The 24,774-nt window shown below is 64.9% G+C and carries 20 protein-coding genes; 7 read left to right on the top strand and 13 right to left on the bottom strand.

Annotated elements, in window-relative coordinates; all coding sequences use genetic code 11:
- Nucleotides 1-2 precede the first annotated feature (2 nt).
- From puhB to bchF, 9 genes are read right to left on the bottom strand one after another with little or no spacing between them, the layout of a single operon-like run.
- Entirely contained in the window at nucleotides 3-671 is a 669-nt protein-coding gene (gene puhB, locus IYX23_RS20495; protein ID WP_196393120.1) for a photosynthetic complex putative assembly protein PuhB, read from the bottom strand.
- Nucleotides 668-1,435 (bottom strand): photosynthetic reaction center subunit H, encoded by a 768-nt coding sequence (gene puhA / locus IYX23_RS08905; RefSeq protein ID WP_196393119.1) that lies wholly within the window; start codon nucleotides 1,433-1,435, stop codon nucleotides 668-670. Before puhA ends, puhB begins: the two co-directional genes overlap by 4 nt.
- Nucleotides 1,432-2,874: an MFS transporter gene (locus tag IYX23_RS08900; RefSeq protein WP_196393118.1), complete on the bottom strand. Its 1,443-nt coding sequence runs from the start codon at nucleotides 2,872-2,874 to the stop codon at nucleotides 1,432-1,434. Before IYX23_RS08900 ends, puhA begins: the two co-directional genes overlap by 4 nt.
- The gene (bchM, locus tag IYX23_RS08895) at nucleotides 2,871-3,572 is read right to left on the bottom strand and encodes a magnesium protoporphyrin IX methyltransferase (protein ID WP_196393117.1); all 702 of its coding nucleotides are present in this window, start codon (nucleotides 3,570-3,572) and stop codon (nucleotides 2,871-2,873) included. The genes IYX23_RS08900 and bchM overlap by 4 nt, the downstream gene beginning before the upstream one ends.
- The gene (gene bchL / locus IYX23_RS08890; protein WP_018406854.1) at nucleotides 3,572-4,453 is read right to left on the bottom strand and encodes a ferredoxin:protochlorophyllide reductase (ATP-dependent) iron-sulfur ATP-binding protein; all 882 of its coding nucleotides are present in this window, start codon (nucleotides 4,451-4,453) and stop codon (nucleotides 3,572-3,574) included. The genes bchM and bchL overlap by 1 nt, the downstream gene beginning before the upstream one ends.
- Nucleotides 4,450-8,184 carry a magnesium chelatase subunit H gene (locus tag IYX23_RS08885; protein ID WP_196393116.1) on the bottom strand — a complete coding sequence of 1,245 codons (3,735 nt, stop codon included), beginning with the start codon at nucleotides 8,182-8,184 and terminating at the stop codon, nucleotides 4,450-4,452. The genes bchL and IYX23_RS08885 overlap by 4 nt, the downstream gene beginning before the upstream one ends.
- Complete coding sequence (bchB, locus tag IYX23_RS08880) at nucleotides 8,156-9,685, bottom strand: ferredoxin:protochlorophyllide reductase (ATP-dependent) subunit B (protein ID WP_196393115.1); 1,530 nt, start codon at nucleotides 9,683-9,685, stop codon at nucleotides 8,156-8,158. Before bchB ends, IYX23_RS08885 begins: the two co-directional genes overlap by 29 nt.
- Before the next feature lie 3 nt (nucleotides 9,686-9,688).
- A complete protein-coding gene (locus IYX23_RS08875) occupies nucleotides 9,689-10,978 on the bottom strand; it encodes a ferredoxin:protochlorophyllide reductase (ATP-dependent) subunit N (RefSeq protein WP_196393114.1) in 1,290 nt (429 codons plus the stop codon).
- The gene (bchF, locus tag IYX23_RS08870; RefSeq protein ID WP_196393113.1) at nucleotides 10,975-11,481 is read right to left on the bottom strand and encodes a 2-vinyl bacteriochlorophyllide hydratase; all 507 of its coding nucleotides are present in this window, start codon (nucleotides 11,479-11,481) and stop codon (nucleotides 10,975-10,977) included. Before bchF ends, IYX23_RS08875 begins: the two co-directional genes overlap by 4 nt.
- Nucleotides 11,482-11,902: 421 nt before the next feature.
- Between bchF and ppsR (IYX23_RS08865) the strand changes: the two genes are divergently transcribed.
- The 6 genes from ppsR (IYX23_RS08865) to IYX23_RS08840 all read left to right on the top strand — a co-directional run bounded on the left by ppsR (IYX23_RS08865) (nucleotide 11,903) and on the right by IYX23_RS08840 (nucleotide 17,702).
- Nucleotides 11,903-13,345, top strand: a complete 1,443-nt coding sequence (ppsR, locus tag IYX23_RS08865) for a transcriptional regulator PpsR (RefSeq protein ID WP_196393112.1) — start codon at nucleotides 11,903-11,905, stop codon at nucleotides 13,343-13,345.
- Nucleotides 13,346-13,412: 67 nt separating this feature from the next.
- The gene (chlG, locus tag IYX23_RS08860) at nucleotides 13,413-14,279 is read left to right on the top strand and encodes a chlorophyll synthase ChlG (RefSeq protein WP_196393111.1); all 867 of its coding nucleotides are present in this window, start codon (nucleotides 13,413-13,415) and stop codon (nucleotides 14,277-14,279) included.
- A gap of 9 nt (nucleotides 14,280-14,288) precedes the next feature.
- Complete coding sequence (locus tag IYX23_RS08855; protein ID WP_196393110.1) at nucleotides 14,289-15,614, top strand: BCD family MFS transporter; 1,326 nt, start codon at nucleotides 14,289-14,291, stop codon at nucleotides 15,612-15,614.
- A gap of 11 nt (nucleotides 15,615-15,625) precedes the next feature.
- A complete protein-coding gene (locus IYX23_RS08850) occupies nucleotides 15,626-16,810 on the top strand; it encodes a geranylgeranyl diphosphate reductase (RefSeq protein WP_196393109.1) in 1,185 nt (394 codons plus the stop codon).
- Nucleotides 16,807-17,340 (top strand): TspO/MBR family protein, encoded by a 534-nt coding sequence (locus IYX23_RS08845; RefSeq protein WP_196393108.1) that lies wholly within the window; start codon nucleotides 16,807-16,809, stop codon nucleotides 17,338-17,340. Before IYX23_RS08850 ends, IYX23_RS08845 begins: the two co-directional genes overlap by 4 nt.
- Nucleotides 17,337-17,702 carry a hypothetical protein gene (locus tag IYX23_RS08840; protein ID WP_196393107.1) on the top strand — a complete coding sequence of 122 codons (366 nt, stop codon included), beginning with the start codon at nucleotides 17,337-17,339 and terminating at the stop codon, nucleotides 17,700-17,702. Before IYX23_RS08845 ends, IYX23_RS08840 begins: the two co-directional genes overlap by 4 nt.
- Here the strand turns inward: IYX23_RS08840 and IYX23_RS08835 are convergent.
- Nucleotides 17,609-19,129 carry an alpha/beta fold hydrolase gene (locus IYX23_RS08835; RefSeq protein ID WP_246716590.1) on the bottom strand — a complete coding sequence of 507 codons (1,521 nt, stop codon included), beginning with the start codon at nucleotides 19,127-19,129 and terminating at the stop codon, nucleotides 17,609-17,611. The two genes, IYX23_RS08840 and IYX23_RS08835, sit on opposite strands and share 94 nt — an antisense overlap.
- Nucleotides 19,130-19,506: 377 nt before the next feature.
- On the opposite strand from IYX23_RS08835, the gene IYX23_RS08830 reads away from it, so the two are divergent.
- Nucleotides 19,507-20,415, top strand: coding sequence for a cobalamin B12-binding domain-containing protein (locus IYX23_RS08830; RefSeq protein WP_196393105.1), 909 nt, complete (start codon nucleotides 19,507-19,509; stop codon nucleotides 20,413-20,415).
- Here IYX23_RS08830 and IYX23_RS08825 read toward each other — a convergent pair.
- The 3 genes from IYX23_RS08825 to ppsR (IYX23_RS08815) are packed head-to-tail and all read right to left on the bottom strand — an operon-like array spanning nucleotide 20,393 to nucleotide 24,585.
- On the bottom strand, nucleotides 20,393-21,031 hold the full coding sequence (locus IYX23_RS08825; RefSeq protein ID WP_196393104.1) for a biliverdin-producing heme oxygenase: 639 nt from the start codon (nucleotides 21,029-21,031) through the stop codon (nucleotides 20,393-20,395). The genes IYX23_RS08830 and IYX23_RS08825 overlap by 23 nt on opposite strands.
- Nucleotides 21,028-23,226 carry a GAF domain-containing protein gene (locus tag IYX23_RS08820; protein ID WP_196393103.1) on the bottom strand — a complete coding sequence of 733 codons (2,199 nt, stop codon included), beginning with the start codon at nucleotides 23,224-23,226 and terminating at the stop codon, nucleotides 21,028-21,030. Before IYX23_RS08820 ends, IYX23_RS08825 begins: the two co-directional genes overlap by 4 nt.
- A 42-nt stretch (nucleotides 23,227-23,268) precedes the next feature.
- Nucleotides 23,269-24,585 carry a transcriptional regulator PpsR gene (ppsR, locus tag IYX23_RS08815; protein ID WP_196393102.1) on the bottom strand — a complete coding sequence of 439 codons (1,317 nt, stop codon included), beginning with the start codon at nucleotides 24,583-24,585 and terminating at the stop codon, nucleotides 23,269-23,271.
- Between the last annotated feature and the right edge of the window lie 189 nt (nucleotides 24,586-24,774).

Here is a 24,774-nt window from a genome sequence, read left to right as displayed (position 1 = left end):
CGTTACGCTGCGACTGCATCGCCCGCCGGCATGCTTGCTTTTTGCGACGAAGCGGATGCGACCGCGTCGTCTTCGCCAATCACGAACATGTCGCCACGTTCGGCCGCGGCCGCGACCAGCGCGCGCCCCAAGATATCGCCGACATGTCTTGCATCGGCGAGTCCGCGCAGCGCCGGCTCTGGATGCGCGAAGCGGAACGGGCGCGCGAAGGGCCATAGATGCAGGTAGCCGATTCGCTTGTCGGGTGAGAGCGTCAGCATGACATCGCCCGAATCGTCGCTTTCGATGCGCAAGCCCGCGGCTCTAATCTGCGAAAACGGCAGATTGTAAAAGACCTGTAAGGCGACCCCGATCTTCATCACGACGCGGCGCGAGGTAATAATGAAGAGCGCCGTGCGGGCCGAGGCCCAGGCGAGCAAGGCAAGCAGCGCCAGCGCGCCAAGACCGATCGCCAGGGTGCGAGCGCCCGCCAGCGCGGCGGACCCCGCCCCAGATTCAACCGCAGCATCGAAGACGTTCCACGCGGTCAGCGCCGCGAAGTAGCCGGCGACAACGTCGCCTCGGTAGGCGCGGCGGAAGAGACTCGTCCACTGAGGACGGCCGTGCCACAGGATGCGCTCTCCTTGTGGAACGTCTTCCGGCAAGAGCTTCTCGAGATTGATGGCCTTCACAGCAGCGGCTCCACTCTTGCGGGCGTCGCGTAGAGCGTGCCCGCGCCATAATAGGCGGCGATCTTTTCTTCCTCGAGCAGCGTCACCTGATCGGGATTGCGTGTCCTTGGAACGTTGGCGAACTGATCGGCAAGGATCGCTTCGACATGAATCTGCCGCCTCGCGCCGTCGACCTTGGCGAAGGGCACGGGCAGAAGGACGTCGCCTCGACCCTCGCTCAGCGTGACTTCATAGAAGCGCAGAAAGTCTTCCGCGCGATCAACCCAAGCGTCCTTGATGACGCCAGCGATGCGTCGATCCGCGGCGACGACCTCCATGCCAATGGGATTGGGATCTTCGCTCGACACCGCAAAATTTGTGGCGATGCGCAATGGCGCGATGAGATCGCGGCCGTCGTGCATTTTCTCCGGCACATCGGCGCGCAGCGCAAAGGCGCCGGGTCCAACCTCGGCGAGCATGGGATCGCCGTTCGGGGTCAGCGGCGCGCCAGGCCAGACCGCCACTTTCGTGGCGTTCGGCGCTCGCGTATCGCGTTCAAAATTGGGCGCTTGAATTTTAGCGCCGTCCCCCCGCAGGAAGATCTTGGGCGTCGGGATCAGCAAGAACCCGCGATCTCTTTGCGGACCAACTTCGGACTCCAGTGGGTAGCCCTCGCGGCGATCCTCGCGACGAAGATAGAAAACGAGGCCGGCGAAGAAGATGAAGAAGGCGTAAAGGACAACCTGCGCAACATCGATGTTGCTGGTGATGGCTCCGCGTATCATTGCATCACTCCGGAGTTGAAACTTGAATTGGGAACGAGATCGAAGTCCGTCGGCGCTTCGCCGTCCTGTTTCGTAAAGCGGACCAAAGGTCCGATCGCGACGACCGTCGCGAGCAGCAGGAGGATTTCGATGGCGTAGACGATGGCGTAGCCGCTGGCAGGACTCACAAGCGCCTCGCCCAGCGCGCCGCTGGCGGCAAGCATCGAGCCCGCGTCATTGATCACGCCACTCGCCGCAATCGCGAGACCGGCCGCGGTCGCCTGCGCGGCGCCCCATGCGCCGAGCGCGAGACCGCGATCTTCCGGCCGCGCCGTCTGCATGGAGGCGGTGAGCGTGCCATGCGCAAAAAGGCCGCCGCCGAGCCCGATCAGCGTGACGCCGATGCTGAACAGCGTTGAGGAATCCGCCGGCGCCGCGAAGATCACCGCGAAGAAGGCGATGACGCCGACGACCGCGCCAACGCCGGCGACGCGGTGAGCGTCGGCGCCGCGCGTCAGCCATCGCGCCGCGATGGCGAGTCCCACGCCGCTGCCGAGCGCCAGCATCGCGGTGAGCGCCGTTGTTGCGCTGACAGGCAAGTGCAGCACGCGCCCGCCATAGGGTTCGAGCAAGATGTCCTGCATGCTGAAGCCGGCGGTGCCGAGCGCGGTCGCGAACAGCCGCCGTCGCGCCCGGCCGGTGCTCGCGAAACGCTTCCAGGCTTCCGAGAAGTCGACGTTCTGTAAGGGTGGGAGAGCGCCGCGCGCTTCTTGTTTCCACAGCGCGACGCAGTTTAGGACCATCGTCACGACGGCGGCGCCCTGCACGACTTGAATGAGGCGGATGGCGCTGAAATTTGCAAGCAGCGCGCCGAAGGCGAGCGCGCTTACGCCCATGCCGACGAGCAGCATGGCGCACAGCAGCGCGACGACGCGCGGGCGCGTATGCGCGGGCGCGAGATCGGTGGCGAGCGCGAGACCGACCGTTTGCACCGTGTGCAGACCTGCGCCGACTAGCAAGAACGCCAAGGCCGCCGCCGCCTGTCCGATGATAATCGGTCCCGTCGTGTCGCCTGAAAGGATGAGCAGTGAGAACGGCATGATCGCCAAGCCGCCGAACTGCAGCATGGTGCCGAACCAGATGTAAGGCACGCGCCGCCAGCCGAGCACCGAGCGATGCGTGTCGGAGCGAAAGCCGATGAGTGCGCGCAACGGCGCAAAGAGCAGCGGCAGCGACAGCATCAGCGCGACAAGCCAGGAGGGCACGCCGAGTTCGACGATCATCACGCGGTTCAGCGTGCCGATGAGCAGCACCGCCGCCATGCCGACCGTCACCTGGAACAGCGAGAGCCGCAGCAGACGCGGCATCGGCAGTTCGGCTGAGCCTGCGTCCGCAAAGGGCAGAATCTGCGGACCGATGCGCATCAGGCCTTTGACCAGAACGGCGCTGGCGCGATTCATGAGCGTCGCGCCTCCACAGCCTGCGAGATATAAAAGCCGCTGACGATCGTCTCGCTTTGCGCGACGCGCCAATCGCCGAGGGCTTTCTGCGCCGCCATCTGCCGTTCGAGCGAAGAAAGCGCGATCGGCGCAATGGCCGGGGAGCGATTGCCGCGCGGGAACAGCTGTCCGAGGGCGTGCATCGCCGCAAGGGCCGCCGTGCGCGGCGCGATGGTGAAGATCAGCTTGCCGTCGACGCGCGGCGCCAAAGCGGCGAGCGTTCGCGCGATATCGGCGCCCTCGTAATGGATCAGACTGTCCATGGCGACGACATGATCGAAACGCCCAAAGGCCGGATTCAGCATGTCGCCAACGGCGAAGGTCACGCGGCCCGCGCCGAAATCGCGGGGCGCGCGCTCTTGCGCCAGAGCGATCAGCGTCGGCGAAAGATCGACCGCAACGACCTCGGCGCCGCGACGCGCCGCCTCAATCGCCAGCGCGCCCGTGCCGCAACCGGCGTCGAGCAAACGCTGGCCACGCAGGTCCTGCGGCAGCCAGGACAACAGCCTGTTGCGCATGGCCTCGCGGCCGGCGCGCACCGTGGCGCGAATGCGATTGACCGGCGCGTCGGAGGTCAGGCGCTTCCATGCCTCGACAGCGGTCCGGTCGAAATAGGCCTCGAGTTCGCCGCGTCTTGCGACATAGCTTGGCGTCGTCATCAGTCGAACCCCAAAAATTCGAAGAGATCGCGATCCTTCATGGGCGCAGCGTCGAGCGGCGCGTAGCCGTTCCACAGCTCATCCGCGAGGCGCAGATATTCGTTCTGCACCGCCTCAAGCTCGGGCGACGGCTCCATCTCAAAGAGCGTCGATTTCTTGAGGCGGCTGCGGCGAATGACGTCGAGATCGGGGAAATGCGCGACGCGCCTGAGACCCACCGCCGCATTGTAGCGGTCGATCTCATTGGTCGCGACGCTGCGATTGGCGATGACGCCGCCAAGCCGCACCTCGTAATTCTTCGACTTCGCGCGAATCGCGGCGACGATGCGGTTCATCGCGAAGATCGAATCGAAGTCATTGGCCGTGACGATCAGCGCCCGGCCGGCATGCTGCAGCGGCGAGGCGAAGCCGCCGCAGACGACGTCGCCGAGAACATCGAAGATCACGACGTCGGTATCTTCGAGGAGATGATGCTCCTTGAGGAGCTTCACGGTCTGGCCGACGACATAGCCGCCGCAGCCCGTGCCGGCCGGCGGCCCGCCGGCCTCGACGCACATGACGCCATTGTAGCCCTCGACGACAAAGTCCTCGACGCGCAATTCCTCGGAGTGGAATTTCACGGATTCGAGCGCGTCAATCACCGTCGGCGCGAGGCGCTTGGTCAGCGTGAAGGTCGAATCGTGCTTGGGATCGCAGCCGATCTGCAGCACGCGCTTGCCCAGTTTTGAAAATGCGACGGAGAGATTCGACGACGTCGTGCTTTTGCCGATCCCGCCCTTGCCATAGATGGCGAAGACCTTCGCGGCGCCGATGCTGATCGCCGGATCCAGCTCGACCTGAAAGGAGTCGGTTTCGACCGGCTTGCGGATCGGGATGTTCATGCCGCGATCTCCTCGACGACGCCTTCGAGCCGGTCTTCGAGCTCTTCGCTCGCCTGCTGCAGCGCCGCCAGCATTTCTTCGTTCGGCGTCCAGTATCGGCGCTGATGCGCCTCAATGAGACGGTTGGCGATTCGCGCGGACGCGATGGGATTGAGCTGCGCCAGACGTCGCCGCATCTCGGCGTCGAGCACATAGGTCTCAGTCAGGCGCTGATAGACCCATGGTTCGACTTGCCCCGTCGTCGCCGACCAGCCGAGCGTGTTCGTCACATGCGACTCGATGTGGCGCACGCCTTCGTAGCCATGCTTGAGCATGCTCTCATACCATTTGGGGTTGAGCGTGCGCGTGCGCGTCTCCAGCGACACCTGCTCGTTGAGCGTGCGCACCACGCCGTCGCCCCTGGTCTGGTCGCTGATATAGACGGGCGCGGCGACGCCCTTGGCGCGCTTCACCGAACGGCTGACGCCGCCGAGCGTGTCGAAGTAATGATCGATCGTGGTGACGCCGAGCTCGACCGAGTCGAGGTTCTGATAGGCGAAGTCGACTCCGCAAAGGACGCTCTGCAGCACCTCATTGCGTCGCGTTGGCTGTCCGGAAACGCCATAGGCGAAGCCCTTGCGGCGCATATAGGCCTCGGCGAGCTGATCTTCGTCTTCCCAACAGCCGCCGTCGATCATCGTATTGACGTTTGCGCCATAGGCGCCGTCGGCGTTGCCGAAGACGCGGAGCGCCGCGGTCTCCATATCGCCGCCAAATTGGCCTATGAAAGCGAGCGCGTGTTTGCGAATGAAATTCTGCTCCACAGGCTCGTCGGCGGAAGCCGCCAGCAAACACGCCTGGGCCAGCAGTTTGATCTGCAGCGGCAGGAGATCGCGGAAGATCCCCGAGAGCGAAATCATGACGTCGATGCGCGGCCGGGCGAGCCTTTCGAGCGGAACCAGCGTCGCGCCGGCAAGCCGGCCGTAGCCATCGAACCGCGGCTCCGCGCCGATCAGCGCCAGCGCCTGCGCGATCGGCCCGCCTTCCGTCTTGAGATTGTCGGTGCCCCACAGCACCAAGGCGATCGTTTCCGGCAGGTCGCCGACGTCGCTCATGTGGCGTTCGATGAGCCGCGCCGCCTGCCGCGCGCCGTCCCGCACGGCGAAGACGCTTGGAATGTGGAACGGATCGAAGCCGTGCAGATTGCGGCCCGTCGGCAGCACGTCGGCCGTGCGCAAGACGTCGCCGCCTGGCACAGGCCGCACGAAGCGACCGTCGAGCGCATGGATCAGCGCCTTAAGTTCGTGATCCTGCGCAAGCGCGGCGTCGGCGCGCGCAAGCATGTGCAGCGTCTCGGCCGCCACCTCGTTATTGGCGAGGCTTTCGGGCGAAGCGCCTTGCGTCAGCGCCTCGATTGTCTCACGCTTGATCTGCGCGCCCGACGCCTCGGACATCGCCAGCAGCATGTCGACACGCGCGTCCAGCGCCATAGGTTCGCCCACGACATGCAGGCCGTGCGGGATGAGCGTGTATTCGAGTTCGAGAACGGCTCTCGCGAGTTTCGCAATCTGCTGTTCCGCCGCGCCGCGCCATGCCGGCTCCGCCGCACAAAGGTCGAGCGCCGCCGCCTGGGTTTGAATGAGCTCGGCGAGTTCATTGCGCTCGCCGGTCTCGGAGGGGCTGACGCCGCGCCAGCGAGCGATTGAAGATTTCAGTTCGCTCAGTCCGCGATAAAGCCCGGCGTTGGCGACGGGCGGCGTCAAATAGCTGACGAGCGTCGCGCCGGAACGGCGCTTGGCCAGCACGCCCTCGGACGGATTGTTGGAGGCGTAGAGATAGAAGTTCGGCAGATCGCCGATGAGACGGTCGGGCCAACAGTCAGCGGATAGGCCTGTCTGCTTGCCGGGCATGAATTCAAGCGCGCCATGCGTGCCGAAATGCAGAACGGCGTCGGCGCCAAAATCCTCGCGCACCCAGCGATAGAAGGCCGAGAAGGCGTGCGTCGGCGCAAAGCCTTTCTCGAACAGCAGCCGCATCGGATCGCCCTCATAGCCGAAGGCGGGCTGGACGCCGACGAAGACATTGCCGAAGCGCGCGCCGTAGATATGGATTGAGCCGCCATCGCTCTGATGCCGCCCAGGCGCCGGACCCCATTGCGATTCGATGTCGCCGAGCCACGTCTCTCGGCGCACATGGTCGTCGGCGGCGACCCGCTCGTGGACGTTGGCCTGGGCGCCAAAACGCGTGGCGTTGCCTTCGATGACGGCTGTGCGCAGCGCCTCGACCGTCGCCGGCGGTTCAATCGCATAGCCGCTGCGCTTCATTTCCTGCAGCAGGAGATGAAGAGACTCAAAGACGGAGAGAAAGGCGGCGCTTCCTACCGCGCCGGCGTTCGGCGGAAAATTGAAGAGCACGATCGCGACTTTTCGCGCCGCTCTCTCGGAGCGTCGCAGAAGGGCGAGCTTTTCGACCCGTGCGGCGAGCATCTCCGCGCGCTCGACGCAGACCTGCATATCCCGCGCGCCGTCGCTTGCCGGGAAAACACAGTTGCGCGCGCAGGCCGCGCATAAACCCGCGTCCTGCGGACGTCCGCCAAAGATCATCGGACCTGTCGAGCCGTCAAGCTCCGGAATGGAGACCATGATGGTGGATTCGACCGGGAGCAGGCCGCGATCCGAGCCGCGCCATTCCGCCAGAGTCTGAAACTCAACCGGATGCGCCGCAATGTAGGGAACGTCGAGTTTGGCGAGAATTTCCTCGGCCGCTTTCGCGTCATTGTAGGCGGGGCCGCCGACGAGCGAAAAGCCGACGAGCGAAACGAGCGCATCGATGATAGGCCTGCCGTCGCGCAAGAAGAAGTTCTCGATCGCCGGACGCGCGTCGAGTCCGGTGGCATACGCCGGAATGACCTTGAGTCCGCGCGCCTCCATCGCCGCGATGACGCCGTCGTAGTGGCGCGCATTGTCCGCGAGCACATAGGAGCGCAACACGAGTAGACCGATCGTCGCCTTGGCGCCGCCGGCGGGCTCGGGCAATAGATCGAGCCTTTCGCTCACCCTGTCCGGCAAGCGCGGGTGGTAGAGGCCGACCTCCGGATATTCGATCGGCGCATGGGGATTCAGCGCGCCGCGCAACATCCGCCGCGGGCCGTCAGCGTAACGATCGATGAGCAAGCGGACCATATTGGCGATGTTCTCGTCGGAGCCCGCGAGCCAATATTGCAGCGTCAGGAAGTAAGCGCGGACGTCCTGCGCCGTTCCTGGTATGAAACGCAGGATCTTGGGCAGACGGCGAAGCATTTTCATTTGCTTCGCGCCGGCGGCCTCGGACTTGCCCTTCTTGCCGCGCAAACGTTTCAGAAGCGACATGAAGCCGGAAGTCGGCGCACTCATGTCGAAGCGTCCCATGCGGGTCAGCTTCGCGACCTCGCCCGCCGACATGATGCTGATCATGGCGTCGCAATGATCGCGGCGCGCCGCAAGGGCTGCAAGCAGAGGCGTGAAATGCTCTTCCAGGAAGAGCATGGCGTTGACGATAATGTCCGCCTCAGCGATCTCGATGAGACACGCGTCGAGCGCCTTGGGGCTGGCGGCGAATTCCGACGCTGCGTGGACGCTGAGCGTAAGACCGGGGATTTCGCGTGAAAGCGCTCGGCGGGCGCGGTCGGTCGCGGCAGCCACATGCGTGTCCATCGTCACGATGACGACTTTCACGGGCGTCGCCTCAGCGTGCGAAATGCGCTTTTGCGTCATAGAGCGTCTCGACGGTGATGGTCGCAAGGCCGCGCTCGGCGGCGAATTTCTCGGTGTTTCGGCGCGCTTTGCCGCGCACGAAGAACGGGATTTTCTTCAGCTCCTTCTCGGCGTCGTCGGCCCAGGCGAGGACGATGTCGCTCACGACCGCCGCCGAAGATGGCCGCCGAGGCTCCTGTTCCTCTCCGAGATGCGAGGGCGCGGCGCCGTCATGGAATTCGGCGTCGTCGCGAAACATCGTCAGAAGATGTTCCTCAAGCCCCATCATCAGCGGATGAACCCAGGAATCGAAGATCACATTCGCGCCTTCGAACCCCATGTGTGGCGAATAGCGGGCGGGGAAATCCTGCACATGCACGGGCGCCGAGATCACCGCGCAGGGAAGGCCGAGCCGCTTGGCGATATGACGCTCCATCTGCGTCCCAAGCACGAGTTCGGGCTGCAGTTCGGCGACTTTCGCTTCGACGTCGAGATAGTCGTCGGTGACGAGCGCCTCGACGCCGTAGCGCGCGGCGGCCTCGCGAACGTCGCGCGCAAATTCACGCGCATAGGTTCCAAGGCCGACGACCTCGAAGCCGAGTTCATCCTGCGCGATGCGCGCGGCGGCGATGGCGTGCGTCGCGTCGCCGAAGATGAAGACGCGCTTGCCGGTGAGATAGGTCGAGTCGACCGAGCGCGAATACCAAGGCAGGCGCGAGTCATTCGTCTCCAACGCCGTCGCGGGATCGATTTCGGCCATCCGGGCGACTTCCACGACGAAGTCACGCGTCGCGCCGACGCCGATCGGAATGCTGCGGGTGAAGGGCTGGCCATGCGCGCGCTCCAGCCATTGCGCGGCGGCGAGCCCGATTTCCGGATAAAGGAGCACATTGAAGTCGGCGTCGCCGAGGCGCGTCAGATCCTTCGGACTGGCGCCAAGCGGCGCGACGACATTGACGTCGACGCCGAGCGTTGCGAGCAGCTTTTCGATCTCGCGCACGTCATCGCGGCAACGAAAGCCCAGCGCCGTTGGGCCAAGAATATTGCAGCTCTTGCGAGCGCGTGATGGCCTATCGCGGCGCGCGCCAGCAAGGCCGCGCACGAGACGATAGAAAGTCTCCGACGCGCCCCAGTTCTCCTTTTTCTGATAGGCGGGCAGTTCGAGCGGAATGACGGGACATGGCAGATCGAGCGCCTTGGCGAGACCGCCGGGGTCGTCCTGCAGCAGCTCCGCCGTGCAGGACGCCCCGACGATCATCGCCTGGGGGGAGAAACGCTCATAGGCCTCGCGCGCCGCGCTCTTGAACAGTTCCGCCGTATCGGCGCCGAGGTCGCGCGCCTGGAAAGTCGTATAGGTCACTGGAGGGCGCATATCGCGCCGTTCGATCATCGTGAAAAGAAGATCGGCATAGGTGTCGCCCTGCGGCGCATGCAGCACGTAATGCAAGCCGCGCATGGCCGCCGCCACCCGCATGGCGCCGACATGCGGCGGTCCTTCATAGGTCCAGAGCGTCAGCTGCATGGCCTAGACCTCGAGCCGGGCGCGGCGGTTGAGCGGCCGCGCGAAGAGTTCGGCGAGATCGCCGGCCTGGTCGTACCCCTGAATGGGCGAGAACAGGAGTTCGATCGACCATTTCGTCGCGAAGCCTTCCGCCTCCAAAGGATTGGCGAGGCCAAGCCCGCAGACGACAAGATCGGGACGCGCGGCGCGACAGCGATCGAGCTGCTTTTCAACGTGCTGGCCTTCGACGATCGGCGCGTCCTTCGGCAGCAGATAGAGTTCGGCGGCCATGTGACGGCGATGCAGATAGGGCGTGCCGATCTCGACGATCCGCATCGCCATTTCGCGGGCGAGAAAGCGCGCAAGCGCCGGCTCGAGCTGCGAGTCCGGGAAGAGGAAGACGCGCTTGCCGGCGAGCGCGTCGCGATAATGGGCGAGCGCCTGCTCCGCGCGCGCGCGCGCCGGCGACGTCACTGCGTCGAAACGCGCCTCGGAAACGCCGAAGGCTTTAGCTGCGGCGCGCAGCCAGAGCGTCACGCCTTCAGCGCCGAGCGGAAACGGCGCCTCGATCCAGCGGGCGCCCCGCTCCTGCAGCGCATGCGCCGTATCGGCGAGGAAAGGTTGGGCGAGAAGAAACGACGTGCTGGGGCCGACCGGCGGCAGGTCGGCGGCGCGGCGCATGGGGAGGAAGCGTACAGGCGCGACGCCCAGCACGTCGAAGAGGCGGGCGAACTGGTCCTCGACGATATCGGCCAGCGCGCCGACGACCAGCAGCGAATGCGGAGCGCCTTCCGCCTCGGGCGGAAGCGTGGGCACGAGAGCGGCGAGACAGGCGTCTTCGCCCTGCGTGAACGTCGTCTCAATGCCGCTGCCCGAATAGCTCAGAATGCGCACACGCGGCGCGTGCTGTCTCGATTGGCGCGCGGCGGCGCGCGAAAGATCGATCTTGATCACTTCCGACGGGCAGGAGCCGACAAGAAACAGAAGCTTGATCTCTGGACGTCGCGCCAGCAGCCGATCGACGACGGCGTCGAGTTCGTCATCGATGTCGGCGACGCCGGCGAGATCGCGGTCTTCGAGAATGGCGGTGGCGAAGCGCGGCTCGGCGAAGATCATCACGCCCGCCGCCGACTGGATGAGATGCGCGCAGGTGCGGGAGCCGACGACGAGAAAGAACGCGTCCTGGATTTTGCGGTGCAGCCAGACGATGCCGGTCAAACCGCAGAATACTTCGCGCTGGCCGCGCTCCTGAATGACGGGCGCGGCGTCACAGGCGCCGTTGGCGAGTCCCGAAAGGGGCGCGAGCGCATTCATCGCGCGCATTCCATTTCGGTTTTTTCGCGTGCTGGCTCCTGCAGGCGCGCGGCGCGCAGCTTGAGCAGGAACTGCGTGGCGTTGACGACATAGGCCGCGTAAGCGGCGAGCGCGAGGAACATCAGGCCGCGCGCGTCGAGCCAGCCGAAGGCGAACGCGGCAAGATAGGCCGTGTGCAGCGCCAGCACCAGCATGCTGAACACGTCTTCCCAGAAAAACGCCGGCGCGAAGAGATAGCGGCCGAAGACCTCTTTCTCCCAGATGGAGCCGGTGATCATGATGGCGTAGAGCGCCAGCGTCTTGACGACGACCGACGCCGTCGCCGCGGCCTCGCCGTGTCCGGTCGCGAGATAGCGCAGCACGAGAATCAGGCTGACGAGGAAGATGAAGAACTGCGCGGGCGCGAGCACGCCCTGGACGAGGGTCCAAACCGACGCGTCGCGGCGGCGGCGTTCCTCGGCCGTATACAGCGGTCTGGCAATTTGAGGCCGGTGATCGCACATGCCCGCTTCCTCGCGCCGCATTGTTCTTGCGAGTGATTTGCCCCGTTTGCGAGCGGCGCGTTTCACCCTTGGAGGAAGCTTAAGGCCGTTTGGCGGAAAGTGTCAACTAAAATTGACGTTATGTTTACATGACAAAACCGCGGTCCTGGTTTATGGTCCTTAGAAAGTAGGCGCCGGCGGGCGTCCCAGTTGGACTCGGAAAAATTTTATCGGCGCGCGACGATTGCGACGCGTCCCGGCCATTACAGCGAGACTCGGCCGGAAGGTCTTGAGCAATGCGCGCGCTATCGCATGCGAGCGCCGGTTGCGGCGCGGGGCGGCCGAGAGGGGCAGCCTTCTTGCTAAGCTTTGGGCGAGTTTGTAAGCATCAACGCACAGACCGCTTGTCGGAGTATCTGGTCGAAACCGAAAGAAACTCTTTGTGAGCGACGCGCCCTCCTCCGCGACCACGACGGGATTTCTAAGCGCTGACGCACGACTCGGCGCGCTCGACGCGCAAGGAGTCGCCGGCCTTCTCGCCGCCGCCGCCGATATGACGCTCATCGTTGACGCGAAAGGCGTCATTATCGACGCGGCGGCCAGCGCCGAATGCAATGCGCCCGTGCGCGAATGGGTCGGCCGGTCTTGGCTCGATACGGTGACGATCGAGAGCCGGCCGAAAATCGAAGCGCTGCTGCGCGACGCGCAAAAAGGGACGACGCCGCGCGGGCGGCAGGTCAACCATCCGGCGGCTTCGGGTCCCGATCTTCCGGTCCGCTACAGCGCCGTGCGGGCCGCCGCCGGCGGCGCCATCGTCGCGTTCGGCCGCGATCTTCGGCCGCTCGCCGCGCTGCAGCAGCGCGTCGCCGAGGCGCAACAGGAGATGGAGCGCGAATATCACCGCATCCGCAACGCCGAGAAGCGCTATCGGCTGTTGTTCCAGCTCGCGTCCGAAGCGATCTTAATTCTCGACGGCGCCGGCAATCGAGTCGCCGAGGCCAATCCCGCCGCTCTCGCGCTGATCGGCAAGGGCGCCAAGAAAATCATCGGCGCGCAGTTTGGCGATCTTTTCGACGAAACGAGCCGCCGCGCCGCGCAGTCTTTCGTCACCGCGCTGCTCGTCGCGCCGCGCGTCGACAATGTCCACGCCCAGCTCGCCGAAAGCAGGGAATCGCTACTGCTTTCTGGCGCGCTGTTTCGGCAGGACGGCGCCGCCAACATCATTGTCATACTGTCGCGGATGAGCGGCGCAACGGCGCTCTCGGGCGAAAAGACCGGCATGCTCAACGCGCTCGAGCGGATGCCGGACGCCTTTGCGTTGACCGATAGCAACCGGCGGATTCTTGCCGCCAATGCGGCTTTCGTGGATCTGGCGCAAGCGGGTTCGGAGGAACAGTTGCGCGGCGAACCGATCGAGCGCTGGATCGGGCGGCCCGGGGTCGACGCCGAGGTGCTCTTCGCCAATCTCCAGACGCATGGCGTCGTGCGCCATTTCTCGACGCTCGCGCGCGGCCAATACGGCTCCTCCGAAGATGTCGAGATTTCCGCCGTCGACGTCGCCGAGGGCGCACGCCACTATCTTGGCTTTTGCATCCGCAGCGCCGGCTGGCGCGCCGGCCGCGAGCGGCTCGGCGGCCATGAGCTGCCGCGAACGGCCGAGCAGTTCGCCGATCTTGTCGGCCGCGTGCCTTTGAAGAATCTCGTGCGCGAAACCACCGATCTCATCGAACGCTTGTGCATCGAAGCCGCGCTGGAGCTGACGCATGACAATCGCGCCTCGGCGGCCGAAATGCTCGGCCTCAGCCGCCAGGGTCTCTACACCAAACTGCGCCGCTATGGGCTTGGCGACCTCGACGACGACGAAGCGGCGGGCGACGGCGAGTGACGCCACGTCCCGCATTTTTGTGTAAATCTAGATTGACATAAATTAGCGTCAAGCATAGCGTCGCATGATGCAGACGCCGAAACCTGCTGCCGTTCTCGAGCTTCTCAAGCCCATCACATGGTTCGCGCCGATGTGGGCCTTTGCTTGCGGCATCGTTTCGTCTGGCGTCTCGCCGCTCTCCCGCTGGTCCTTTGCGCTCGCCGGCGTGGTTCTCGCCGGACCGCTGGTTTGCGCGACGAGCCAGGCCGTCAATGACTGGTATGATCGTCACGTCGACGCCATCAACGAGCCGAACCGGCCAATTCCCTCGGGGCGCATTCCCGGCCGCTGGGGCTTCTACATCGCCTGCCTCTGGACCGTGTTGTCGCTCGCCGTGGCGGCGGCGCTCGGCCTTTGGGTGTTCGCCGCCGCCGTGCTCGGCCTCGTTCTCGCATGGGTCTACAGCGCGCCGCCGCTGCGATTGAAGCAGAATGGCTGGTGGGGCAATTCCGCCGTCGCGCTCTGTTACGAAGGCCTGCCCTGGTTCACCGGCGCCGCCGTGATGGCGGCCGCGCTTCCCGATTGGCGCATCATCGCGCTCGCCCTGCTCTATAGCTTCGGCGCGCACGGCATCATGACCCTGAACGACTTCAAGTCCGTCGACGGCGACCGTCGCATGGGCGTTCTGTCATTGCCGGTGCAGCTTGGCGTCGATGAAGCGGCGCGCTTCGCCTGCTACGTCATGGCGGCGCCGCAGTTCGTCGTCGTTGGACTTCTCGCCTATTGGGAGCGCCCTGTTTATGCGGCGATCGTCGCGGCGCTGCTCGCCGGACAATTCGCGCTGATGCGCAGACTTCTCGCACATCCGCGCGAACAGGCGCCCTTCTATAACGCCACGGGCACGACTCTTTACGTGCTTGGCATGCTGGTCAGCGCCTTCGCCATGCGTGGATAGGGGACATCGATGAACGCGCCGCCGCTCGCCTGGTCCGGCATTATCCGGCTCGGACTTGTCCAAACCGCGCTCGGCGCCGTCGTCGTTCTGATGACCTCGACCATCAATCGCGTTATGGCGGTGGAACTCGCGTTGCCGGCCTTTGTGCCTGGAGTGCTCGTCGCCTCGCATTACGCGATCCAGGTTCTGCGCCCCGCCTGGGGATATGGCGCCGACGTCGGCGGGCGTCGCACGCCCTGGATCGTCGGCGGCCTCGCGGCGTTGGCGCTCGGCGGAATTGGCGCCGCGCTCGCGACAGCGCTTGCCGCGACAAACCTCGCCGCGGGCTTGGCGCTCGCCGCTTTCGCCTTTCTTCTCGTCGGCATGGGCGCCGGCGCCGCCGGCACGTCGGTGCTCGCGATGCTGGCGACGCGCGTCGCGCCTGAGCGCCGCGCCGCCGCCGCGACGACCGTTTGGGTGATGATGATCCTCGGCTTCGCGGTGAGCGCCCCGCTCGCCGGGCACTTTCTTGATCCCTTTTCGATGCAGCGCCTCGTCGTCGTCACGGCCTGCGTCTGCTCCGTGGCCTGGTTGACGGCGACGATCGCCGTCATTGGTTTGGAGACGGACGCCCCATCGCCGGTTTCGGCGGCGCAGAGGCCGCCCTTCCGTGCGGCCTTCATGCAGGTGTGGAGCGAGTCGGCGGCGCGCCGGTTCACCATCTTCATCTTCGTTTCGATGCTCGCCTACAGCATGCAGGAACTGCTCGTTGAGCCCTTCGCCGGCGTCGTCTTTGGCATGACTCCCGGCGCGACCACGAAGCTCGCTGGCCTCCAGCACGGCGGCGTTCTGCTCGGAATGATCGGCGTCGCGTTCGCCGCGACCGGGATTGGCGGACCGCGTCTGGGCTCGCTGCGGATGTGGACCGTCGCCGGCTGCGCCGCGTCAGCCGCTTCGCTCATCTGCGTCGCGGCAAGCGGCTACGCCGGACTCACGCTGGCGCTGCGCGCATCTGTCTTCGCGCTCGGCGTTTCCAACGGCGCTTTCGCGGTCGCCGCGATCGGGTCGATGATGGGCCTCGCGAGCGAAGGCGCGCACGCGCGCGCCGGCACGCGCATGGGGCTGTGGGGCGCTGCGCAGGCCGTCGCCTTCGGCCTCGGCGGCTTCGGCGCGACGGTTCTGGTCGATCTCGCGAAACTCGCCGTCGCGACGCCGCTCGCGGCCTATTCGCTCGTTTTTGTTGGCGAAGCCCTGCTCTTCGTCGTCTCGGCCGCGCTCGCGAGCCGAGTCGCCTCGCCACAGCCCGCGCGCGCGAGCGCGCCATTGCCGCCGCATGTCGCGACGGCGCAATCCTAAAGGAGCCGCTGATGTGTGAAGACGCGCTCTTTGACGTTGCTGTCGTCGGCGGCGGACCCGCGGGCGCGACTGCCGCGCACGATCTCGCGCGGCGCGGCCGCAAAGTCGCGCTCATTGACAAGGCAGGCCGCATCAAGCCGTGCGGCGGCGCGATCCCGCCGCGGCTCATTCGCGACTTCGCCATTCCCGACCATCTGCTGAAAGCGCGCGTCTCCTCGGCGCGGATGATTTCACCCAAGGGCGTCGCCGTCGACATGCCGATCAAGGGCGGCTTCGTCGGCATGATCGACCGCTGCGAATTTGACGAATGGCTGCGCCGCCGCGCGGCTGCTTATGGCGCGATGCGCGTGACCGGCGCCTATGAGAGGATCACGCGCGACGAAGACGGCGTTGCGCGCGTGCATTACCGCGCCAAAGGCGAAACTGAGCCGCACTCTCTTCGCGCGCGCTTGGTCATCGGCGCCGATGGCGCGCTTTCCCAGGTCGGCCGCCAGGAAGTGCCCGGCGCCGATAAGACACGCTTCGTCTTCGCCTATCATGAAGTCATCGAAACGCCGCCTGCCGAAGCCAGCGACCCTGATCGCTGCGAGATTCATTATCGCGGCGCGCTCTCGCCGGATTTCTACGCCTGGATTTTCCCGCACGGCGACACGATGAGCGTCGGCACGGGAAGCGCCAACAAAGGCTTTTCACTTAAAAACTCTGTGCGCGATCTGCGTGACGGCACGGGCCTCTCCGATGCATCGACCGTGCGCCGCGAAGGCGCGCCGATTCCCCTGAAGCCACTGAAACGCTGGGACAATGGCCGAGACGTCATTCTCGCCGGCGATGCGGCTGGCGTTGTCGCGCCCGCGTCGGGCGAAGGCATTTATTACGCCATGCTCGGCGGCCGACTTTCGGCGGACGCTGTCGAAGAATGCCTGCGCACGGGCGACGCGCGCGCGCTTTCGATGGCGCGCAAACGTTTCATGAAGCTGCATGGGCGGGTCTTCTTCATTCTCGGGATGATGCAATATTTCTGGTATCGCAATGATCGGCTGCGCGAGGCCTTCGTCAATATCTGCAAGGATCCCGACGTTCAGCGCCTCACCTGGGAGGCCTATATGAACAAGGAGCTTGTGCGCGCCGATCCGATGGCGCATGTGCGCATCTTCTTCAAGGATCTCGCGCATCTCTTGCGGCTCGCATCGCCATGACGGATTCGCTCGCGGCCGATCGATGGACTCTCGTCGCCATCGCGACCGCGATCGTCGCGCTCGTGGCGCTGCTCGGCGGTCTCGCGACTGAAATCAGCGATTGGTACGAGGGCTTGAATTTTCCGTCATGGCGTCCGCCGAACTGGCTGTTCGGCCCGGCATGGACGGTGATTTTCCTGCTGACCGCGACGAGCGGCGTTCTCGCCTGGGAACAGGCGCCGGACGATGGGGCGCGCGTGTGGCTTTTGGCGCTCTTTGCGATCAACGCCGTGCTGAACATCGCCTGGAGCCCGCTGTTCTTCAAGCTGCGGCGGCCCGACTGGGCGCTGGTCGAGCTCATCTTCCTGTGGCTGTCGGTCCTGTCGCTCGTCGTCGCCGTCGGCGCGATCTCGACATTCGCCGCAGCATTGCTCCTGCCCTATCTCGCCTGGGTCAGTTTCGCGGGCTGTCTCAACTGGCGCATGGTCGAACTGAACAAGCCCTTCGCAACCTATTGGCCCAAGGCCAAACGCCCGGCGGAACGCGCATGAGCGCCTTCATGGTAGACCCGCAACTCATCGACTGGATCTTGATCCTCGTGGCGCTCGAAGCCATCGGCGTTCTTGGTCTGCGAACACTCACCCGTGGCGGGCCGCCGCCAGCCGGCTTTCTCTGCAATCTCCTGGCTGGGGCGGCTCTGCTCGTCGCGCTGCGCTGCGCCCTCGCGGGCGCGCCGACGCTGGCGATCGCCGCAAGTCTCGCCATGGCCTTCCTCGCGCATCTCGCCGATCTCGCGCTTCGATGGGCGCCGCGCGAGACTCAGTCGATGATCGGGAACGTGACGGCCAGCGCCCAGGCGAGGCCGAAGGCGGCGCCGAGCGCGCCGGCGCGGGGATCGCGCGTGCGCGCATAGACCCATCTCCCCACCAGCCCATAGACCGTCAGCAGAATGACGATGACGATGGCGATAATGACGAGAAAGAACAGCCGCCTTGGATTCAGCGCCACCGCGATCGCAAGTGAGGCGATGAAGCAGAACTTGCTGAAGACATAGCCGCCGCGCGCGGCGCCCGGGCCGCGCGTCATCCATTCGTCGGCAAGAAAATAAAGCGCGCAACCGATAAACATTATTGGGACAAGCGGCGCGCGCGCCCCCGTCGGCAGGAAAGCGATGACATAGGCGTCAAGCGGCAGACCGAGAACGAGCGTGTACATAGCGGCAAGCGCCACGGCCGCCACAAGCAGAGGCTTCCAACACGGCGGTCGAAGGACTGGCAAGCCTCCCTGTGCGAGCCATAGGCCGGCGAATATCAGGACGCCGTAGACCGCGAGATGAGCGACGAGGTAATCGCCGAGCAGGATCGGCAGGAAATTAGTCGGCGCCTTCCATAAGATAAGCGGTGTGAGCAACGCTGGCGCTATGGCGATGGGCGCCAAGCGCCGCCACGGCAGCCCTGCGCCAAGCGGAACGGCCGAGACTTGCGGCAGGAACTGCGCGAGCGGCCGCATCAGCGCGATGAGGCCTGCAAAGAGCAGCGCGAGCCACGGGCCGCGCGCGTCGATATAGCCGGCCTCGCTTCTCCCGAAGACGGCGTTCATCCAGTTGAGCGTCTCGGTCATCGCGTCGCGACTGTAGAGAACGCCGATATGTTCGACGCCCCGCGCGATCGCCAGCCGGCGCCCGGTTCCACGCGCGATGTCGCCATAGGTGACGCCCGCCTGCGCCGTCCCGCCGGCTGTTTGCGAAACGACGCGCACGCCGGCCTCGATCAGCCGTTGCGACTCCCATGCGCCGTCGATGATGACGAGATTTTTCGGGCTTTCGCGCGTGACGCCTTCGCCGAAGAAGGAAAACGCTGCGACCGCGGCGATCTGCGGATCGCGGATCGCGTGACGCACGACAAGATCCGTGGCCATCGAATGGCCGACAAGCGCGAGCCGCCCATCGGCCCAGGGCTGACGCCGCGCGAAGCGCACGACCTCGTCGATGTCGTTGAGGAGCGCCGCCGTGCTCGTTTCGAGTTTGGCGAGTCCGCCTGGCATAGGCGTCGGATTTCGGCCATGCCCGGAGAAGTCGAAGGTGACCGCCACATAGCCGTTTCGCGCGAGCGTCGTTGCGATCGGCGCCATCAATTGCTGAGAGCCGGAAAAGCCGTGGGCGATCACGATCGCCGGCGCCGGCGGACTGTCGAACTTGCGCATCACCGTGACAGGGGCGTCGCCGATGTGAAGACGTTCGATCACAAGACCGGCTTCGGACTCCCATAAACCGTGAAGCGAGAGCGTAACGGCGCTGAATGCGACCAGCGCAAAAAAAATCGAGCGCATCTTTTTCATCATGCTGCCCTGCGCGATTTCGCAGCGAACGGATTCTAAAGCCCATTGCCGGGCTCTCGCATGTGTCCGTGCTGCATGACACACTCCAGCTTACCGCAAAGCTACCGTCAATTGAGCTTTACTATCGCGTTTTTGTGCGTTTGAATGCTTTTACGCGGGCGATGGCCTGCTGTGAGCTCGAACGGCGCACTCAGGAAGCGTTAAAAAACTCTTCATTCTCATAATAATAGAGGCGAGGCCGCTCGCCCGAAAAAACCGGATGGCTGTCAAGCTGTAGCGCTTGAAATGTCCGTTCGGAAGGTCGGAACGCAACAACGATGATTTCGGGGCATGGGCGCCGGCGGGCCATCGCCGTGGCGACCGGCTCGGGAGGCCAGACGATGACCGATCTAGGCGAATTCGATCCCGCTTCAGCCCGACGCGCGATCCCTGGCGCGTCCCCATGCCCGAACGAATTTCAATGGCCCGAGCCTGACGTCATCGTTCGATCCGACCTCCAGGCGCGGCAGGCGCGACTCGCCTGCGTGATCCTCGACGACATCGTTCCACGTCTCCAGCTGATGCACCACGCGCTGTCGGCGCATGAACCGGAGAAGGCGTTTCAAACCGAGGAGATCGAAACCTTCGGCGCGCTGTTGACGCATGGCGACGGCGAAGAATCATCGGCTTTCTTCGACAAGATGCGGGCGAAAGGCCATTCGCTCGAAACGCTTTTCGTCGGCCTCCTCGCCGAAGCGGCGCGTCACCTCGGCGTTCTTTGGGAAGAGGACCGCTGCGATTTCATCGACGTCACGCTCGGCGTCGCACGCATGCAGAAGCTGATGTGCCGCTTCGGCGGCGTCGAGGAATCGGCGGCGTGCGATCCGCGCCAGCGCGCGCTGCTCGCGACGCTTCCCGGTGAAAAGCACGTCTTCGGCGTCGACATGGTTGCGGTGTTCATGCGCAACGCCTCCTGGGACGTACGCGTCGAGAGGGACCTCGACGCCGACGGCGTCGCCGACGTTTCGGCGAGCGGTTGGTTTGGCGTCTTCGGCATAACGCTGAGCGCCGAGTCGGAGCTGGAGACGCTGGCGCGCACCATTCGGGCGGTGCGCGAATCCTCCGCGAACGCCGACGTCGGCGTGATGGTCGGGGGGCCCCTCTTCAAACGCAATCCCAATCTCGTTGCGCAGGTCGGCGCGGACGCCACCGCGTCTGATGCGGCGACAGCGACGATTCTGGCGAAAAAGCTGGTCCTGCGTCAGCCGTGCGCGTCGACGCGCCAGGCTACGACGGAACGCCGCGTTTAGTTTCGCTGCTTGCGTCGATCGCGAAGCGTGCGAGGCCAGACGGAGCGGCGCGCCAATCGAACATCCACTCTTCGAAGATCCGAAAGGTTTCGACCGCAGCGTCGATTGCGCGCGCTTGTTGCACGCCAGGCGCCAGGGTCTCGACGCGCGCCAGCAGGCCTGGCCAGACCTCTAGCCGTGACGGGCCGCCGAGAAAAAACCGGCGCGCCTCGCCAACGACCGGCGCCAGCGCTTCGGCGATCAGCGCGCCGCCAAGCGCAGAGCCCTCGACCACATAGAGCGCGCCGAGCGCGCAAGCCTCGCTCGAAGGCTGACGCAGCGCCGCGCACTGCGGCAGGCGGCAAACATCGAAGCGCATGATCCCGAGCGCGGCGAGATCCAATGCAATAAGCTCAGCGCGCGAACTCGCGATAAAGCCGAGCTTCTGCATGGCGCTTGCGTGAGTATTCTCGAAGGCTAGGTGAAAACCATAGAGCCGCATGAGCAATTGACGGTAATCGTCAAGGCCGATCGCGCCGCGCGCCGCCGCCGAAAGTCCGGAATGCCGATGCAAACGCTGATGCGTCTCTCGAGTCGCGGCGCGCAGCGCCTCGCGAACGGACGCACGACTCGTCATTTTTTTCCGCCGTAGCTTTTCGAAGCCGAGCGTCCGTCCGCGGTCGAGGCGCCGTCGACCGAAATATGTTCGAGCACTTCCGCGGCGCGCGCGACCGAAGCCCGAACGCTCTCGAGGGTGTCCGGAATGCCGGCGGTGTCCAGACCGTCGGCGATTTCCAGCGCGGCGAGCTGCGCATTGTCAATGATGCTCGACATCACGTTCTCGATGGCGAGCGCCGCGCTCGAGTCGATGCGCCGCATCAGCCGCCGCTGGCTCAAGAGGAGATTATCGCGAAAATTCCGGCGCGCCGCCTCCGCCGCCCTGCGCTCGGTGAGATCGGTGAAAAGAATGACATATCCCAATATGCGCTCGCGCGACGCCAGCACGGGATCGGCGCGCACGGCGATGGGCCGCGTTTCGCCGATTCGATCGACAAGCAGCGCTTCGCCGCGCCAGGGCGTGTGGCTGTCGCGCAGCGCGCGCAACCTCTTTTCCACCTCGTCGGGATCAGCGAAATGGGCGCTTAATTCATCGAGATGACGAAGCGGTCGCGGCAGGCCAAGCAACAGATTGAGCGCCGAATTCGCTTCGATCACGGCGCCGTCGGCGGCTGCGACGACAATCTGCTGGTTGGAGGAATGAACCTGGCGCAGAACGTGCTCGAGCTGATCTTGCGCGACAAGAATCCGTAGAGAGCGAAACTGCGCGACGACGTCGGTGACGCTCTCGCCGATCAATCGCGCGGCCGCGCGATCCGCGGCGGTCCAAGGATCGGAGGTGCCCTCGACGACCTGGTGCCACTGGGCGAAGGAGCGGCGCGGCGAAAGCTCGTTTGGGTCGTCCCCATCGGATGGCGCTTTGAAGGGATTGCCGCCCCAAGTCACCGTTCGCACGCGCTCCTTGCGAAACCAGATCAGCAGTTCGCCCGGCTCGCTGGAAATGCGCGTCGCGATCACTCCGCTGGCGAGCCCTGTCAAAGGCGCGAAGGCGGGCTCTTGCGACGGGAGCGCGGATGTTGCGAAGACGCCGTCGTTGACGCGCCGTTCCAGCCATTGACCGAGATCGCGGATTTCTTCGGACCCGGGAACGTCGCCGACGGTTTGCGTCTTGCCTTCAAACAGCAGCGCGGCGCCGCTGGCGTTGAGCGGCAGCAACAGGGAGCGCGCTCTGTCGAACAGCGCCCCGCGCCAGTCTCCGTCGCGCGTCACGCTTTCGATCATGCGCTGCTCCAGACGGCGCACCGAGAGTTCGGCCTGTCCTTGCGCAAAACTCTCCAGCGCCGCGATGCGTGTCCCCATGACCTCAGCCAGCAACTCGCAGACCGCGCGCATCTCGAAATGAATCAGGCGCGGCGCGTAATGATGACAGGAGATCAGGCCCCAAAGTTCTCCGCCGACCATGAGCGATACGACAAGCGTCGCCGCCACATCCATGTTTTTCAAATATTGCAGATGGATGGGCGACACGCTGCGCAGGAAGCACATCGACATGTCGAGCTCTTCGCCTGTGAGCGGCGAAAGGCGCGGTTCGAGAACCGACGGCGTATAGCCGACGTCTGCGAGCAGCCGCACGCGGTTGCGCTCATAGAGACGACGCGCGATCTGCGGAATGTCCGAGGCGGGATAGCGGTTGCCCAGAAAAGCTTCAAGTTCCGGGCGCTTCGTCTCCGAGAAGACCTCGCCATGACCTTCGTCGTCGAAACGATAGATCATGACGCGATCATAGCCGGTCAAATCGCGAAACATCCCGGCGCAGGCGTCGCACAGGGCGCGCAGGGTCGAAGATGAGAGGATCGTGTCGACGCCCCGCTGAATCGCGAGCGTATAGTCGACCGGCGGGCCGGCATTTTCCAGTTCGACGATGAGGCCGCCATGCGACGCACGATGCAAGAGGGCGTTGAGGGGCTCTCCTCTGGCGCCGGCGGCGCACCGCAGGGCCACGGGGATGGCGTCTACCGGGCGGTCAAGGTAAAGGCGGCTGCGGCTCCAGAGGTCGCCGCCAAGCTTGCGCAGATGCGCGCCGCGCAAGGGTTGGGCGTAGCCAAGAAAGGAAGCTGCGTTGCCGCTCTCCTGCACGATGACGCCGTCCGACTCACGAACCGCCAGAAGTGCGCCGTGCGGTTGAATCGAGCCGGCGAAATGAATCTGCTCGCGTTCGCAATTCGAAAGATTCGCCTGACCGAAGGCCGGCGAGGCGGCGGGATCGAGGGTCACGGCTTAGCTTCCCCTGCCTGCGAATAGAATGGATGTTGTAACCTATTCTCGTTGGTATTTTTTTAGTTTCGCATGCAGGCTCTGCCGGCTCAAACCCAGATGGCGGGCGGCGACCGTGCGATTGCCCCGGAACCGTTCAAGCGCGCGCGCAATGGCTTTGCGCTCGATCGTTTCGGTGGTCATCTTGACGATCTGCTCGAGCGTGCGATTGTCGAAATCGTCGACTGCAACCGATGCCTCGGCGACCGGCTGTGGCGGCGCCTCTGCGGTCCCACGGCGATGACCAAGATCGCGGATGAGAAGCCCGAAGTAGCTCGGCTGCGAGGCCTCGTCGCCGATGGCGGAAATCTCGACGGCGGTCGATTGGCCAAGCTCTCCGTCAATCGTGGTCTGAAAGCGCCGCACATCGCCGTGTTTTTGAATGAGCCCGATCACCAGATTGGCGTCGGCGCCGGGGCTTGAGAGCCATCGCATCAATTTGCGGCCGATCGCCGCCGCCTCCGAACCGATCTGCACGAGATCGAGGAAAGCGCCATTTGCGGCCTGTATGACGCCGTCGCGATCGACGACGACAAAGCCGTCGGGCATCCGATCGACGAAGCTTCTCATCGAAAAGCCATCGGCCTTATCAGCTGCGCCCGGATCACGCATCGGCGCGAGCTGGAAAAGATAAAGCGCGCCGGACTCGGCATTCATCAACGACGCGCGCAGGCTCCACAGTTCGCCGAACGCCGTCACGCGCAGCACGACGCCAGGCGCGCGGCCTTCTTCGCGCGTCTTCGCCAGCATCTCATCGAGGACGCGCCGGTCGCGCTCATCGAGCCGCGCCAGGAAGGGCGCGCCGGGGGCGAGATCAAGATTCTTGGCGGCGCAGAGATTGGCTTCGACGACGCGAAGATCGGAGACGTTGACTAGCGCCACAGCTTCGCTCGTCGCATCAAACAGCGTGCGGTAGCGCGTCTCTATTTCGCGCATTTTCCAGTAGTCTCGCTCGCGCGCCTCCTGGGCCAGCTGAAGACGCGACTGCAATTCGCTGATCGCCTCGAGACTACGTCCGATGGCGACAAAACCCGCCGTTTTGCCAAGACTGAAGGTCGTATATTCCATCGCCAATTCGCGGCCGCTCGGAAACCGCTGACGCACCCGAAAACAAGAGGCGTCGCCACCCAAGCGCACATCCTCGATCTTCTGCAGCGCGCCCTGGTCGATCGCCGGCTCCATCATCTCGTCCCAGCGCCGGCCGAGCCACCCATCGAGCGGCTCCTTCGCCAGTGACTTCGCCCGCACGACATTCTGGATGACGCCGTCTTCGTCGAGCGTCAGCGTCAGATCGGGGCGCGTGTCGGACCTATCGGTCATAGCCGATCCCCGGCGGGCCGAAGGTAGGCCCGGCTAAGGCGTCCCACAGCCCCTCAAGGCGTCCGGCGTTGACGCCAGCAGACATGAACAGACCCCCGGTTTCATTCAGCCCCATCAGAGAATGGACCCTGTTGGTGGAGAATGCTACGCCACAGCCGTCAATTTCTGCCGATTAATTGACTAAATCTG

The organism is Methylocystis sp. L43 (assembly GCF_015709525.1).
In the GTDB taxonomy this organism is placed as follows: Bacteria; Pseudomonadota; Alphaproteobacteria; order Rhizobiales; family Beijerinckiaceae; genus Methylocystis.
This window is presented reverse-complemented; position numbering and strand designations above follow the sequence as displayed.